This window comes from Kitasatospora sp. HUAS MG31 (genome assembly GCF_040571325.1).
Lineage (GTDB): Bacteria > Actinomycetota > Actinomycetes > Streptomycetales > Streptomycetaceae > Kitasatospora > Kitasatospora camelliae.
This window is the reverse complement of sequence record NZ_CP159872.1, coordinates 2,824,130-2,839,321: the sequence shown is the minus strand read 5'-3', so window position 1 is coordinate 2,839,321 and position 15,192 is coordinate 2,824,130. Positions and strand designations below refer to the sequence as shown.

Here is a 15,192-nt window from a genome sequence, read left to right as displayed (position 1 = left end):
ACCCGGCCGCGCGCGACGGCGGGGCCGGCCACCGGGGGGGGGGCGTGGACTGCGCGAGGCCGGGAGTCCGCCGCCGGGAAGCCGCCCGACGCCGGGAAGCCGCCCGACGCCGGGCAGCCGCCCGCGGACGGACGCCGCTCCCCGGGTTGGGCGCGGCGCTCAGCCCCGCCGTCGCGCGCGGTCCCCGCGCCCCCGAGCGGTCGCCCGGCCACCCGCTCGCCCGGGTGCCTGAGTCGGGCTCAGGAGTTGGGGCGGAGGGTCCAGGTGATGGTCATCACGCCGGTGACCGCGCCGTCGGCCCGGGTGATCTCGACGACCACCGGGAACTCGGGCCGCTCGCCCTTGTCGAGCTCCGCGACCACCTCGGCGGCCGGACGCCCCAGGGTGGCGGTCGCGGTCACCTCGCCCATGGCCAGCTTCTTGTAGGCGATCTCGGCGTTGACCGCCAGCGGCACCGCCCGTCCGAGCTGGTCCTGGAACGCGGCCAGCACGATGCACCCGCTCGCCGACTCCGCCAGCGTGAACATCGCACCGGCGTGCGGCCCACCGACGTGGTTGTGGAAGTCCGGCTGGTCCGGCAGCCGCAGCACGGCCCGCTCGGGGCTGGTCTCCAGGTACTCCAGCTTGAGGGTCCGGGCCATCGGGACGGTGGAGTCGAGCAGCTGCCCGATCGAAGGTGTGGTCATGCCGGAGATGTTACTAGCGGGTAGCTTACTTGGGGAGCCCTGATCCGGCCCGGCCCTCATTCGTTCACGAAGGATCGCGGCGGCAGCCTCCGCGTGAAATCCCCGCCACCGGTGCGCAGCTGAACACGCCGCAGAAACAGAGCAAGCCCCGACCCGGTCGACCCGGGTCGGGGCTTGATCAGATGGGGTGAGCGACGGGACTCGAACCCGCGGCCACCTGGACCACAACCAGGTGCTCTACCAACTGAGCTACGCCCACCATCTGTCCGGTCCGTTCCCGCTCTCGCGTTCCCGTTCCGACAGGAAGAACTCTACAGGATCCGAGAGGGTGCTCGCGCCAGGGTTTCCCCCGGTCCGCCGAGCCCGGCAGGTCAGGCGCTCGGCAGCTGGTGCTTCGCGGCTATGGCGCGGGCGGCGTCGGTGTCCGGCCCGGGCTGCGGGACGAACACGGCCTCGCGGTAGTACCGGAGTTCGGCGATGCTCTCGCGGATGTCCGCCAGCGCGCGGTGGCTGCCGCCCTTCTGCGGGCTGTTGTAGTAGGCGCGCGGGTACCAGCGGCGGGCGAGCTCCTTGATCGAGGAGACGTCCACGATCCGGTAGTGGAGGTGGCCCTCCAGAGCGGGCATGTCCCGGGCCAGGAAGCCGCGGTCGGTGGCGACGGAGTTGCCGCACAGCGGGGTCTTGCCGGCCTCGGGCACGTGCTCGCGGATGTAGGCGAGCACCTTCTCCTCGGCCTCGGCCAGGGTGACCCCGTGCTCCAGTTCGTCGAGCAGTCCGGAGGCGGTGTGCATGGTGCGCACCACCTCGGGCATCGTCGCCAGCGCCTCGGCAGGCGGACGGATGATCACATCAACGCCTTCGCCGAGGATGTTCAGCTCGGAGTCGGTCACCAGCGCGGCGACCTCGACCAGGGCGTCCCGGTCGAGGTCCAGGCCGGTCATTTCACAGTCGATCCATACCAGACGGTCATTCACGCCCATCACCCTACGGCGCGATCACGCGAGGCGGACAGCGCACGGCCCGCGCGGGAGCGCTGGGCCTGTCCCCCGGGTGCCGCCCCGGTGCCGTCGCCGGAGGTGTCCGGGGTGCCCGCTTCGCCGGTCCCCGGCTCGGAGACGTGTTCGGACGCGGGCGTGTCGGACCCGGGCTCCGCCGGGTGGGCGCCGTCGAGCCGGTCGGCCCGGTGCTCCTTCCCCTGGTCGCGGACCTCCGCCCGGTCGGTGCCGTGCTCCTCCGCCACCGCGTGCTCGACCGTCCGGCCGCCGGCCGCCGGCCGCGCACCCACGGCCCGGTCACCGGAAGCCCGGTCCGCCGTGCGGTCCACGGTCCGATCCGTAGGCCGGTCGGTAGGCCGCTCCGCCGTACGGTCGGCGGGAGCCCGTCCGGACAGGCCCTCGGCCCGTCGATCGGTCCCCCGGGTGGCGGCCGGGCGCCCGAGCGGCTGCTGCTCGGCCTCGCGCTCCCGCTCGGCGCCGCGCGTTGGACGCCCCCGCAGCTGCTGTACCGGCACCAGCGGCCGCACCCGCTGCCGGCCCCCACCGGCCGCGGACTGCCCGGGGTGCACGGACGCCGAACCGTGCGGCGCCACCGCGCCCTGCCCCGCGGTGCCCGACGCCTGGTGGCCCGCCGGCCCCGGGGAGCCGTGGACGCCCGCCGGCTGCGTTCCCGGCTGCGTCCCGTGCCCCTGCCCCGCGGCACCCGGGTGCCCGCCGCCGTGCTGGACGTGGCCGCCCGCGTGCGGGGACCCCGGGTGCTGGTACGCCGACGCGTACGGGTGCCCGCCCGACGGCCCTCCGGCGGCCGGACCGCCGCCCAGGGGCGGCTGCGGGCCCCCGACACCCATCCGGTCGCCCGGCAGGGCCTGCGGCGGCACGGTCACGGTCTGCGCGGGACGCCGCGCCCGGTAGCTCGTCCGGTACGCGGCGGGGGAGACCCCAAGTTGCCGCCGGAAGTGCCCGCGCAGCGCCACCGGTGAACGGAAGCCGCAGCGGCGCGCCACGTCGTCCACCGACAGGTCGGAGGTCTCCAGCAGCCGCTGCGCCTGCAGCACCCGCTGGGTGATCAGCCACTGCAGCGGTGCGCTGCCGGTGAGCGTGCGGAACCGCCGGTCGAAGGTGCGCCGGCTCATGTAGGCGCGGGCCGCCAGCACCTCGACGTCGAACTGCTGGTTGAGGTTCTCCAGGGCCCAGGTCACGACCTCGGCGAGCGGGTCGTTGCCGATCTCCTCCGGTAAAGACTGGTCGATGTACTGGGCCTGTCCACCGCCGCTGCGGCGGTTGGGCACCACCAGGCGGCGGGCCAGGGCGTTGGCCGCCTCGGTGCCGTGGTCGCTGCGGACCACGTGCAGGCAGAGGTCGATCCCGGCGGCGGTGCCGGCCGAGGTGAGCACGTCGCCGTCGTCCACGAACAGCTCGCGCGGGTCGACGTGCACCCGCGGGTACCGCTTGGCCAGCGTCGGCGCGTACATCCAGTGGGTGGTGGCGGGGCGGCCGTCCAGCAGGCCGGCGGCGGCGAGCACGAACGCGCCGGTGCACAGGCCGATGATCCGGGCGCCCTCGTGGTGCGCCTTGCGGAGCGCGGCGATCGCCTCCACCGGCGGCGGCTGAGAGATCGACCGCCACGCCGGGACGACGATGGTGCCGGCCCGGGACAGCGCCTCCAGGCCGTACGGCGCGGTCAGGGTCAGCCCGCCGGTGGTGCTCAGCGGGCCCTCCTCGCCGGCACAGACCAGCAGCCGGTAGCGCGGGACCCCGGCGTCCTGGCGGTCCACGCCGAACACCGACAGCGGGATGGAGCTCTCGAAGATCGGGGCGCCGCTGAACAGCAGCACGGCCACGGTCTCGCGGCGGCGGCGGCCGGAGAGCTTGCGCGGCGTGGGGACCAGCAGGGAGGCGGCGGAGGCGGCGGCACCGGCGGAGAGCGGGCCGGCCGGGGCGGAGCCCGGGTACGGGCCGAGGTGACCCTGGGTCAGTCCGGCGGCGGGGGAGGCGGATCCGTCGCCGTGACCGGCGTGGCCGGAGTGGCTGTTGGTGCCCGAGTGGGCAGCGTGGCCGGAGTTGCTGGTGTGATTAGTGTGACCGGCGTGAGCAGAGGGGCCTGCGGAACCCGGGTGGCTGGCGAGGCTGTTGGCACCGGTGGGGGTGTTGGGGCTGCTGGGCTTGAGCGGACCGGCCGGGCTGGTGGCACCGGGGTTGGCCGCACCGACTCTCGGGGCGCGACCAGGCAGACCGACAGGCGGCCGGCCGCCCTCAGGACCCGCGTCGCTCCTGCTCACCCTGCTCAAGGCGCTCCAGCCCCCTCGGTGGTGTGGTGTTGTGGTGCCGCACTGCTCGCCAAGATCGAATCTACTTGGTGGACCGTTGCCGTTGTGACAAGTTCACCATCCGACGCTATGTCGACATGGCAATTTGGCGTGATGCATTCGATCACGAAGAGTGGCACCCGTCGACCCCCCTGTGAAGGGGGCGCGGGCAACGGTGGCTGGTTGTCGCACGACCGATCACCGACCGCCATGGACCGCACCCCCGCGCCGGGTGCGTGGACTGCGGCTTTGCCGGGCGGGAAGGGGGCGGCCGCAGATTGACCGAAAATCGCCGGTCCCAGTCGGGGGCGCGTGCCCCTGTTCCGCGCGCCGCCGCGAGCGCCTTCCGCGCAGCCCGCAGCGGCCCGGCCGGCGTCCGTCGACCGCGCCGGACGGTGCGTCAACGCGCCCGGTGGAACCGGGAACCGGCCGTCACGTCGGCCGAATCACGCGCCTGCGGATCGCCCCCGGATCGCCCGCGGACCGTCGGCGGAATACCGCGCCCACGCCACCTCGGGACCGGCCCGTCCCGTGCGCGTTCGGATGGTTATGGTCGGACCCATGGAGAATCGCAGCCGGCTCGAACTGGCCAACGACAACGCCGCGGCCTTCTGGCTCGCCCAGGCCCGGGTCCACGGCTGGGAAACCCTGGTGCGCCCGGGGTTCACGGCCGTCCGCTGCGACCGCGACGCCGCCGACGTCCACCGGGTCGTGGTGACCCGCCCGTACGACGAACCCGAGGCGCTGGAGCGCGAGTTGGTCCAGGTCTTCCGTGACTGGGGCACCACGCGGCTCTGCCTGGAGGACCCGTACGGAAAGCTCGACCTCACCCGGTACCACTGCGAGGCGGGCCTGGGGCTCCCGGTGATGGTGCGCGAACCGCACGCCGAGGCTCAGCCGTTGCGCGCCGCCCCGCCCGCCGGGCTGCGGGTGGACGAGGCCGTGGACGCCGACGCCTTCGCCGAGGTGGAACGGGCCGTCGTCGACGGCTTCCCGATCCCGCCCCGCCAGCCGTGGCGCCGCGGCGAGTTCCTCACCCCCGCCCTGCTCGACCAGCCCGGCTACCGGGCCTGGCTCGCCACCGTGGACGGCGACACCGCCGGGGCCTGCATGACCTACGACGACGGCACCGCGGTCGGCGTGTACTGGGTCGCCACCCTGCCCGTGCACCGCTCCAAGGGCGTCGCCCGGGCCGTGGTCGACGCCGCCCTCGCGGCCGCCGAGGGGAAGCCCGCCACCCTGGTGGCCACCCTCCTCGGCGAACCCCTCTACAAGCGCCTCGGCTTCACCGAGCAGGGCGTGACCCGCTGGTGGCGCCTCCCGGGACTCTCCCCGGACGTTCCGCTCCTGCTGCCGGAGGCCGACACGGCAGCCGAGGCCGAGGCCTGACACCCGGAGCCGGTGGCTCGTGGTGCGGGTGCGGCCGAGGGTGGGACGGTCAGCCGGAGGCCCGGACCCTCCCGACCGGGGCCGGACGGTCCGCGGTCGGCGCCAGCGCCGAGGCCGGCACCGCCACCCGGGTGCGCGGGCGCGCCGGCTGTGCCGCCCCCGGCCCGTCGGCCGTACCGAACGTGCCGCCCGCGCCGCCCGTGCCCGTCGCGGCGGCAGTGTCCCGGCCGCCCGCCAGCTGTGCCGCCAGCGGCGCCGTGACGGCCTCCACGGCCACCGGCCGCCCGGCGCCGACCCGCAGCTCCGCGCCGACCCGTACGCCCGCGCCGCGCGCCGCTCCGGCAGCCGCCGTCGCGCGGGCAGCCCGGGCCGCCATCGCGGAGGCGGGCGTGGCCGCGCTGCGGGCGCTGAGGACCAGCCCGACCGCCTCCGGCAGACCGGGCGCGCTCAGGGTCGGCCGGTAGCCGCGCTCGGCCCAGGGCCGCCCGTGGTGGAGCCACACGCTGCGCAGTCCGGTCGCCTCGGCGCCGGCGATGTCCGCGGGGGCGTGGTCGCCGATCATCCAGGTGTGGGAGGTCCAGTCCCGGGTGGGCGAGTATCCGCACCGCCGGGCCGCGATCTCGAAGATCAGCGGGTCGGGCTTGAGGCAGGCGGCCTCCTCCGAGATCACCCAGCCGTCGACCAGCGAGCCGAGCCCGGTGCGGCGGATCTTCTCCAGCTGCGGACGGGTGCCGCCGTTGCTGACGATGCCCAGCGTCCAGCCGGAGTTGCGGGCCGCGCGCAGCGCCTTGACGTGCGAATCGGGGCAGTGGATGTGGGAGTTGACGCCACGCCGGTAGTGCGCGAGCAGCAGGTCGAGGGAGTGGTCGAGGCCGTACCGCCGCTTGGCCGCTCCCAGCACGGTGTCGCGGGGCACGTAGCCGCCGCCGTCGATGGTGCTGAACCACTCCAGATCGCCGGCGGGGAGCCGGTATTCGGCCAGGAAGTCCCGGGCCCAGGCCCTGAACGCGGCATCTCGGGGCAGGAGAGTGTTGTCGAGGTCGAACAGGAGGAGTGGCATGCCATGAATGCTGCCAGTAACCGGCCGTATGCATCTGGCAATTGCCAAGCAGCAGCCGAAACGGGTCGAACTGGCCGGATCCGGAGGGTCGCGGAGCGTGGCGGGACCGGTCCGGCGGGCCGGACGCGGGCCGATGACAGTCGGGTCACGGTGTGTGGAGGCCCTGTTGCGCCGGGGCGTTCGGTCGGTCAAGCTCCTGGGAACCCCTTGTCCGCCGGGCCCGGAACCACGAAGGTGGGGCGCACGGGGCGAGGAGCGCGCGTCCCCCGTGAGCGGGATCATCTGCGGCCCGGTGCCGTGGCGCTGGGCCGGGCGGTGGCCCCGTCGTACTCTGAAAGGAACAGGTCGCGTTCAGTGGTGCTCGGTGCGAACCGGCTCGATGCCGTTGCTGGGCCTATTGCCCGGGCAGTGTTGTCCTCCCATGTCGGCCCGTCTCAGTTGAAGAGCCTTGAGTCATGGCTGGTTTTGAGCCTCCCCGTTTCCCCGGCGCCGCGGCCGACGAGCCCGGTGGCGGTGACCGGAGCGCTCGCAGATGGCCCCGTCCGCGCCAGCGCAGGGCGACACCGGCCACCGGCCCCGGCGGACGGAGGGAGGGCGCGATGACGGACGGCACGGGACCGACGACCGACCGCCGGGACGGCGACGGCGAGCCGGTGCTCCGGGAGGACCCCGCGCGGGCCTGCGACCCGGTCTTCCAGCACGGTGTGGTGGTCGGCTTCGACGGCTCGCTCTCCAGCGAGCGCGCCCTGGCGTACGCGGTGGGCATGGCGAAGCGGTCGCAGTGTGGCCTGGTGATCGTCCACGTGGCGAACCGGCTGCCGGCGACCGTCTGGGCCGGCTGCGAGCCGCCGGTGTTCGTGGACCTCCCCGACCACCGGACCGAGATCCTCGGCCTGGAGCTGGCCTGCGCCGACTTCCTCGCGGACGTGCCGTGGATCCTGGTCGAGCGGGGCGGCGACATCTGCCACGAGATCGAGGAGGTCGGCCGGGAGTACGCCGCCGACGCGATCGTGGTGGGCAGCACCCACGGACTGCTCGGCAAGCTCTTCGGCTCGGTCTCCGGCCGCCTCGCCCGCCGCGCGAACCGCCCGGTGATCGTCATCCCCTGACGGGCGTCCCGGCGCGGAACCCCGCGCGGCGCGGAACCCCGCGCGGAACGGAACCGGAAACCCCCATGCGGGCCGGGGGCCGGAATCCGCGCAGCGTAACTCTGAACTCGCTGCCCCTGCCCAGGAGGTGACGAGCCGTCGGCGTCAGGGCAGCCCGAAGGACCCCGGCGCCGCCGGGGGTACGCAGGTCAGGTCTGCCTACCTCCCGGCGCCGCCGGAGTGATGGTGGGCCCGGTGCGGGACGCCTCCCCGCATCGGGGTCGACCAGGTGTCTCTGGTCGGTGGGCCGTCAGTAGGTCATGCCGAGCTCTCGCGCGATGAGCATCCGCTGGACCTCCGAGGTGCCCTCACCGATTTCGAGGATCTTGCTGTCGCGCCAGAACCGGGCGACCGGGAACTCGTTCATGAAGCCGTACCCGCCGTGGACCTGGGTCGCCTCCCGGGCGTTGTCGACGGCGGCTTCGGACGCGTACAGCTTCGCGATCGCGGCCTCCTTCTTGAACGGCTCGTCGTGCAGCAGCCGGGAGGCGGCGTCCCGCCAGGCCAGGCGGGCGGTGTGGGCGCGCATCTCCATGTCGGCGAGCTTGAACTGGATGACCTGGTTGGCGCCGATCGGCCGCCCGAAGGCGCGGCGGGTACCGGCGTAGGCGAGCGACTGGTCGACACAGCCCTGGGCCAGGCCGGTGGACAGGGCTGCGATGGCGATGCGGCCCTCGTCGAGGATCCGCAGGAACTGGGCGTACCCGCGGCCGCGGGCACCGAGGAGGTTGGCGGCGGGGACCCGGCAGTCGGTGAAGGACAGTTCGCGGGTGTCGGAGGCGTTCCACCCGACCTTGGAGTACTTCTTGGACACCTGGAAGCCCGGGGTTCCAGTGGGGACGATGATGGAGGAGATCTCGCGGGAAGGCGAGGGCTCGCCTCCGTCTTCACTCGAACGAGTGATCGGTTCGGTGAGTGCGGTGACCGTGACCAGCCCGGTGATGTCCGTGCCGGAGTTGGTGATGAAGCACTTGGTGCCGTTGATGACCCACTCGTCGGTCTCGGCGTCGTAGCGGGCCGTGGTGCGGGTGGCGCCGGCGTCGGTGCCGCCCTCCGGCTCGGTCAGGCCGAAGGCGCCGAGCATCTCACCGGAGGTCAGCTTGGGCAGCCACTCGCGCTTCTGCTCCTCGGTGCCGAAGCGGTAGATCGGCATGGCGCCCAGCGAGACCGCGGCCTCCAGGGTGATGGCGACCGAGGAGTCGACCCGGGCCAGCTCCTCCAGGGCCAGGCCGAGGGCGAAGTAGTCGCCGCCCATGCCGCCGTACTCCTCGGGGAAGGGCAGGCCGAACAGGCCCATCCGCCCCATCTCCTTGACGATCTCGTACGGGAACTCGCCCGCCTCGTAGAAGTCGCCGATCTTCGGGGCGATCACGTCGTTGGCGAATTGCTCCACGGTACGGCGCAGGTCCTCGTACTCGTGGTCCAGCCGGTGGTCGAGCATGGTGATCCTCCTGGATCGCGGCCGTGGGACGGGCCTGAGAGGTGGCCCGTGGGACGGGGCCAGAGGGTGGGGGAGGGAACGTGGGTCAGGACTGCTGACCGAGCAGCGCGCGGACGGCGCGGGACTGGCTGGGCCGGCCGATCCGGTCGGCGAGCCAGCCGCTGGTGGCCACCAGGGCCGGGAGGTCGACGCCGGTCTCGATGCCGAGACCGTGCAGCATCCAGACCAGGTCCTCGGTGGCCAGGTTGCCGGTGGCGCTCTTGGCGTACGGGCAGCCGCCGAGGCCGCCGGCCGAGGCGTCCACCACGGTGACGCCGGCCCGGAGCGCGGCCAGGGTGTTGGCCAGGGCCTGGCCGTAGGTGTCGTGGAAGTGGACGGCGAGCTTCCCGACCGGCACGCCGGCCTCGGTGAAACCGTTCAGCAGGGCGGTGACCTGGCCGGGGGTGGCGACACCGATGGTGTCGCCGAGGCTGAGTTCGGCGCAGCCCATCTCCAGCAGCCGGACGCCGTGGCCGACCACCTGCTGGACCGGGACGCGGCCCTCCCAGGGGTCGCCGAAGCACATCGAGAGGTAGCCGCGGACCGGCACGCCGGCCTCACCGGCCCGCTCGACCACCGGGCGGAACATCTCCATCGCCTCGTCGGCGGAGCGGTTGAGGTTGCGCCGGGCGAAGGTCTCGGTGGCGCTGGCGAACACCGCCACGTCCGAGACGTGGTGGGCCAGCGCCCGATCCAGGCCGCGCTCGTTGGGCACCAGCACGGGCAGCCGCAGGCCGGGGTGGCGGTCCGTCAGGCCAGCCAGCCGGGGCATCAGCTCCTCCGCGTCGGCCAGCTGCGGCACCCACTTGGGGTGGACGAAGCTGGTGGCCTCGACGGTGTCCAGGCCGGCCGCGGCGAGCCGGGTGATGAACTCGGCCTTCACCTCGACCGGGACGAGCGCGCTCTCGTTCTGCAGGCCGTCGCGCGGCCCGACCTCGTGGATCCGGACCCGGGCCGGCAGCGTCGGGTCCGCCACCGGCTCGGGGAGACCGAGGTCGAGGACGCCGGGCTCGCGGGCGCCCGCGTCGGCGCCGCCGGCCGTGCCGGTGCCGGTGCCGGTGTCGTGGGTGCTCATGCCGTCGCCTCCGCGGTGTCCTCGTCCGCCGCGACCACGGCGAGCAGTTCGTCCATGGCGACGGTCGAACCGGCGACCGCGCGCAGTTCGCTGACCGTTCCGTCGTGCGGGGCGGCGATGACGTGCTCCATCTTCATCGCCTCCAGGACCAGCAGGGCCTGGCCGCGGTGCACCCGGTCGCCGACCGCGGACTTCACCACGGTGACCGTCCCGGGCATCGGGGCGGTCAGCGCGCCGTGGTGCGCGGTACCGGCGGCGGTGCGCTCGGCGACCGCGTCGAAGGGGTGCACGGCCCAGGCGTCGCCGTCCACGGACAGCCAGGTCACCGGGCCGGCGGGGGAGCGGTCGACGGCCAGCGCGAAGGTGGTCTGCAGCCCGTCGAGGGTGAGGTGCAGCCGGCCGTCCACCCGGGTGGCCCGGGCTGTCCTGATCGGGCCGTCGCCGAGGCGTACCTGCAGGTCAGGGGTGCCGGAGGCGCGATTGTCAGTGCCCTCGGCTACGTTTCCGGCAGTGACGGGCCGTACCCGGACGGTGACCGGGTCGTGGCCCGGCATGCGGAGGCGATGGATCGTCCAGGCCGCCTCACCGCCGAGGCGCCAGCCGGAAGGGAGGGTGAAGGGGTCGGTCCAGCCGCCGGGGGCGGCGGTTGGGGCGAGTTCGAGGTGCCGGGCCAGCGCCGCGGCGAGGTGGAGGGTGTCCACCGAGGCGTCGCTGTCGGGGGTCGCCGTATCTGCGGGTGCGGTGGCGTCCGGGGTCCCGGTGTCCGGGGCGCCCGCCGGGGTGCCGGCCGTACCGGGCCGGGAGTACGGCGATGCCAGCAGTGCGGGGTTCTGCTGGACGGTCCGTTCGACCAGCCCGGTGTCGAGCCGGCCCTCGGTGACCTCGGGCTGGGCCAGCAGGCGCCGGAGGAAGCCGGTGTTGGTGGTCACGCCCAGGATCCGGGTCTCGGCCAGGGCGGCGCGGAGGCGGCGCAGCGCGGTCGGGCGGTCGGGTCCGTACGCGATGACCTTGGCGAGCATCGGGTCGTAGAGGCTGCCGACCTCGCTGCCCGCGGTGACGCCGGAGTCCACCCGGACGCCCTCACCCGAGGGCTCGTCCAGGCGCAGGATCCGGCCGCCGGTGGGCAGGAAGTCGCGGTCCGGGTCCTCGGCGCAGATCCGGGCCTCGATGGAGTGACCCAGGAAGGAGACGTCGGGCTGGGAGAACGGGAGCGCCTCGCCGGCGGCCACCCGCACCTGCCACTCCACCAGGTCCAGCCGCTGCGGGCCGTCCGGGCCGGCCACGGCGATGGCCATCTCGGTGACCGGGTGCTCGACCTGGAGGCGGGTGTTCATCTCCATGAAGAAGAAGTCCAGGACGCCCTCGGGGGCCGGCCCGTCCGGGTCGATGCCGGGGACGATGAACTCGACGGTGCCGGCACCGGTGTAGCCGCAGGCCTCGGCGGCCCGGACGGCGGCCTCGCCCATGGCCGCCCGGGTCTGAGGATTCAGCAGGACGGAGGGAGCCTCTTCGATCAGCTTCTGGTGGCGGCGCTGCAGGCTGCACTCGCGCTCGCCGAGGTGCACGGTCGTGCCGTGGGTGTCGGCCAGGACCTGCACCTCGATGTGGCGGGGGCGGTCGACCCAGCGCTCCAGCAGCAGGGTGTCGTCACCGAAGGCGGTGCGGGCCATCCGGCGCGCGGCGGCGATCTCGGTCGGCAGGTCGGCCGGGTCGCGCACCAGCCGCATGCCCTTGCCGCCACCACCGGCGGAGGGCTTGAGCAGCACCGGGTAGCCGATCCCCTCGGCGGCCTCGGTCAGCTCCTCGTCGGTCGGCGAGCCACCCTGGCTGCCCGGTACCACCGGCACCCCGGCGGCGCGGACGGCCTCCTTGGCGTTGATCTTGTCGCCCATCAGCTCGACCGCGGCCGGCGGCGGGCCGATGAAGGCCAGCCCGGCCTCGGCGCAGGCCCGGGCGAAGGCCGGGTTCTCGGCGAGGAAGCCGTAGCCCGGGTGCACGGCCCGGGCGCCGGTCCGGCGGGCCGCCGCGATGATCAGGTCGGTCCGCAGGTAGGTCTCGGCGGCCGAGCTGTCACTGCGGTCGGCCGGCCCGAGCCGGACGGCCAGGTCGGCGGCGCGGACGTGCGGGGCGTCGGCGTCCGCGTCGCTGTGGACGGCGACCGAGCGCACGCCGAGCCGCCGGAGGGTGCGGATCACCCTGAGGGCGATCTCGCCCCGGTTGGCGACGAGAACGGTGTCGAACATGGGAGGTGTGCCTCCGGGTCGAGGGGAACCGCTGGAACGAAGGGGGCCGCAGCGGGCGGGTGGCCAGGGTGGGCCGGGGCGCCGGTCCGCCGGTGGAGCGGACGAGCGCGGCGGGGTCGGGTCCGGACGGTGGCCGGTCGGGCCCGGTGACGGGCGGCCGGTCGGTGCCGTCCGCCGGTACGGGTGGTCCGGTACGGGCGGGCCGGCCCCGGTCTGTCGGCGCGTGGACGGGCCGTCCGGTGGGCGGGTCCGGGCCCGCCCACCGGGGGGTCACATCCGGAAGACGCCGTAGGGACGCGGCTCGGCCAGCGGCGCGTTGGCGCAGGCCGTCAGCGCGAGGCCGAGGGCCGTCCGGGTGTCCTTCGGGTCGATCACGCCGTCGTCCCACAGCCGGGCGGTGGCGTAGTAGGCGTTGCCCTGCCGCTCGTACTGCTCGCGGACGGGCCGCTTGAACTCGTCCTCCGCCTCGGTCGACCAGTCCTCGCCCTGGGCCTCCAGCTGGTCGCGCCGCACGGTGGCCAGCACCGAGGCCGCCTGCTCGCCGCCCATCACGGAGATCTTCGCCCCGGGCCACATCCACAGGAAGCGCGGCGAGTACGCCCGGCCGCACATCGAGTAGTTGCCGGCGCCGTACGAGCCGCCGATCACCACCGTCAGCTTGGGCACCCGGGTGCAGGCCACCGCGGTGACCATCTTGGCGCCGTGCTTGGCGATGCCGCCGGCCTCGTACTGGCGGCCGACCATGAAGCCGGTGATGTTCTGCAGGAACAGCAGCGGGATGCCGCGCTGGTCGCACAGCTCGATGAAGTGCGCGCCCTTCAGCGCGGACTCCGCGAACAGCACGCCGTTGTTGGCGACGATGCCCACCGGGTGGCCGTGGATCCGGGCGAACCCGGTCACCAGCGTGGTGCCGTACTCGGCCTTGAACTCGGCGAACCGGCTGCCGTCGACCAGCCGCGCGATCACCTCGCGCACGTCGTACGGGGTGCGCGGGTCCACCGGGACGGCGCCGTACAGCCCGGCCGGATCCACCGCCGGCGGCTCCACCGGGGCCAGCGGCCACGGGCGGGACGGGCGCGGGCCTAGGCCGGCCACGATGGTCCGGACGATGGAGAGCGCGTGCTCGTCGTCCTCGGCCAGGTGGTCGGTCACGCCGGAGGTCTTGGAGTGCAGGTCGCCGCCGCCCAGCTCCTCGGCGGTCACCACCTCGCCGGTGGCCGCCTTCACCAGCGGCGGACCGCCCAGGAAGATGGTGCCCTGGTTGCGGACGATCACGGCCTGGTCGCTCATCGCCGGGACGTACGCGCCGCCCGCGGTGCAGGAACCCAGCACCGCCGCGATCTGCGGGATGCCGGCGGCGGAGAGCCGGGCCTGGTTGTAGAAGATCCGGCCGAAGTGGTCGCGGTCCGGGAAGACCTCGTCCTGCATCGGCAGGAAGGCGCCGCCGGAGTCGACCAGGTAGACGCAGGGCAGCCGGTTCTCCAGCGCCACCTCCTGCGCCCGCAGGTGCTTCTTCACCGTCATCGGGTAGTAGGTGCCGCCCTTGACGGTGGCGTCGTTGGCGACCACCACCACCTCGCGGCCGGCCACCCGGCCGATGCCCGCGATGACGCCCGCGGCCGGCGCGGCGCCGCCGTACATGCCGTCGGCCGCCAGCGGCGCGATCTCCAGGAACGGCGAGCCCGGGTCGAGCAGGGTGTCCACGCGGTCGCGCGGCAGCAGCTTGCCGCGCGCGGTGTGCCGGGCGCGCGCCTTCTCGCCCCCGCCGAGCGCCGCGCTGCCGAGCTTCTCGCGCAGCTCGGCGACCAGCGCCCGGTGGGCGTCGTCGTTCGCGCGGTAGGCCGCGGACCCCGGGTCGACCGAGGTCTCCAGGCGGGGTGCCGGTGCCGCCGCGGCGCCGTCGAACCAGCCGTTGACCGGGTCCGCCGTGAAGGCGGGCCCGGCAGCCGATCGGGCGGCCGGGCCGTAGGCCGATCCCGTGGTTGTGAGGACCATCCCAAGAGCTCCCTTGCCCTCGGAGCCGAAACGGGGAGGCGGAAGGGTGAGGCCGCCGCCCCGACGTTAATGAGCGTTAACTCCTGCCGCCAGGTTAACCGCCGATAACTCGACTGTCTACGATGGGCAGCATGCCGAACGTCCCAGCAGCCCCCGCGCTCCCACGCCGTGACCAGATCCGCCGGGAGGCCGCCAGGCTGTTCGCCGCCCGGGGCTTCCTCGGAGTCGGCGTGGACGAGATCGGCAAGGCCGTGGGCATCAGCGGCCCCGGCCTCTACCGCCACTTCTCGGGCAAGGACGCCATGCTTGCCGACCTCCTGGTCGGCATCAGCGAGCGGTTGCTGGAGGAGGGCCGGCGCCGGGCCGGCGAGGCGGACGGCGCCACCGGCGCACTGGACGCCCTGATCAGGGGCCATGTGGACTTCGCCCTCGACGACCGCGACCTGATCATCCTGCACGACCGCGAGCTGCTCCACCTCAAGGAGGAGGACCGCCGCCGGGTCCGCCGGCTCCAGCGCGCCTACGTCGAGCTCTGGGTCGACGTGGTCCGCCGGACCTTCCCCGCACTGGCCCTTCCCGACGCCGAACCGCTGGCCCGCGCCGCCGTGCACGCGGTCTTCGGCCTGCTCAACTCCACTCCGCACAGCGCCGCCCCCAACCCCGCCCAGGGCGACCGCACCGGCCTGGCCCGCGACGGCATGGCCGCCCTGCTGCACCGGCTGGCCCAGGGCGCCTTCGCGGCCGCCGCCGACGAGGCGGGCCGCTCCGAGGCCGCCTGAACCGGCCCGACTCCACCCGCCCGACTCCACCGGGCA

General features: G+C 74.3%; 9 protein-coding genes, 1 tRNA gene and 2 pseudogenes. 3 read left to right on the top strand and 9 right to left on the bottom strand.

Annotated features, from left to right (window positions below):
- Positions 1-239: 239 nt before the first annotated feature.
- The 4 genes and pseudogenes from ABWK59_RS12690 to ABWK59_RS12675 all read right to left on the bottom strand — a co-directional run.
- Positions 240-686 (bottom strand): DUF4442 domain-containing protein, encoded by a 447-nt coding sequence (locus ABWK59_RS12690; RefSeq protein WP_354640579.1) that lies wholly within the window; start codon positions 684-686, stop codon positions 240-242.
- 183 nt (positions 687-869) lie between these two features.
- Positions 870-945: transfer RNA gene (locus ABWK59_RS12685), tRNA-His, on the bottom strand.
- A 112-nt stretch (positions 946-1,057) separates the two neighbouring features.
- The gene (gene orn / locus ABWK59_RS12680) at positions 1,058-1,660 is read right to left on the bottom strand and encodes an oligoribonuclease (RefSeq protein ID WP_354640578.1); all 603 of its coding nucleotides are present in this window, start codon (positions 1,658-1,660) and stop codon (positions 1,058-1,060) included.
- 752 nt (positions 1,661-2,412) lie between these two features.
- Positions 2,413-3,573, bottom strand: a pseudogene (locus ABWK59_RS12675) (helix-turn-helix domain-containing protein); the annotation flags it as partial.
- A 975-nt stretch (positions 3,574-4,548) separates the two neighbouring features.
- Here ABWK59_RS12675 and ABWK59_RS12670 point away from each other — a divergent pair.
- Positions 4,549-5,376: a GNAT family N-acetyltransferase gene (locus tag ABWK59_RS12670; protein ID WP_354640576.1), complete on the top strand. Its 828-nt coding sequence runs from the start codon at positions 4,549-4,551 to the stop codon at positions 5,374-5,376.
- 49 nt (positions 5,377-5,425) lie between these two features.
- On the opposite strand, the gene ABWK59_RS12665 is transcribed toward ABWK59_RS12670, so the two are convergent.
- Entirely contained in the window at positions 5,426-6,436 is a 1,011-nt protein-coding gene (locus ABWK59_RS12665; protein ID WP_354640574.1) for an HAD family hydrolase, read from the bottom strand.
- Between the two features lie 668 nt (positions 6,437-7,104).
- On the opposite strand from ABWK59_RS12665, the pseudogene ABWK59_RS12660 reads away from it, so the two are divergent.
- Positions 7,105-7,545, top strand: a pseudogene (locus ABWK59_RS12660) (universal stress protein); the annotation flags it as partial.
- 289 nt (positions 7,546-7,834) lie between these two features.
- On the opposite strand, the gene ABWK59_RS12655 reads toward ABWK59_RS12660, so the two are convergent.
- The 4 genes from ABWK59_RS12655 to ABWK59_RS12640 all read right to left on the bottom strand — a co-directional run bounded on the left by ABWK59_RS12655 (position 7,835) and on the right by ABWK59_RS12640 (position 14,377).
- The gene (locus tag ABWK59_RS12655; RefSeq protein WP_354640570.1) at positions 7,835-9,025 is read right to left on the bottom strand and encodes an acyl-CoA dehydrogenase family protein; all 1,191 of its coding nucleotides are present in this window, start codon (positions 9,023-9,025) and stop codon (positions 7,835-7,837) included.
- 85 nt (positions 9,026-9,110) lie between these two features.
- A complete protein-coding gene (locus ABWK59_RS12650) occupies positions 9,111-10,139 on the bottom strand; it encodes a hydroxymethylglutaryl-CoA lyase (protein WP_354640569.1) in 1,029 nt (342 codons plus the stop codon).
- A complete protein-coding gene (locus ABWK59_RS12645; protein WP_354640568.1) occupies positions 10,136-12,382 on the bottom strand; it encodes an acetyl/propionyl/methylcrotonyl-CoA carboxylase subunit alpha in 2,247 nt (748 codons plus the stop codon). Before ABWK59_RS12645 ends, ABWK59_RS12650 begins: the two co-directional genes overlap by 4 nt.
- A gap of 270 nt (positions 12,383-12,652) precedes the next feature.
- Positions 12,653-14,377 carry a carboxyl transferase domain-containing protein gene (locus tag ABWK59_RS12640; protein ID WP_354640567.1) on the bottom strand — a complete coding sequence of 575 codons (1,725 nt, stop codon included), beginning with the start codon at positions 14,375-14,377 and terminating at the stop codon, positions 12,653-12,655.
- 131 nt (positions 14,378-14,508) lie between these two features.
- Between ABWK59_RS12640 and ABWK59_RS12635 the strand changes: the two genes are divergently transcribed.
- Complete coding sequence (locus tag ABWK59_RS12635) at positions 14,509-15,156, top strand: TetR/AcrR family transcriptional regulator (RefSeq protein WP_354640565.1); 648 nt, start codon at positions 14,509-14,511, stop codon at positions 15,154-15,156.
- The last annotated feature ends 36 nt before the right edge of the window (positions 15,157-15,192 follow it).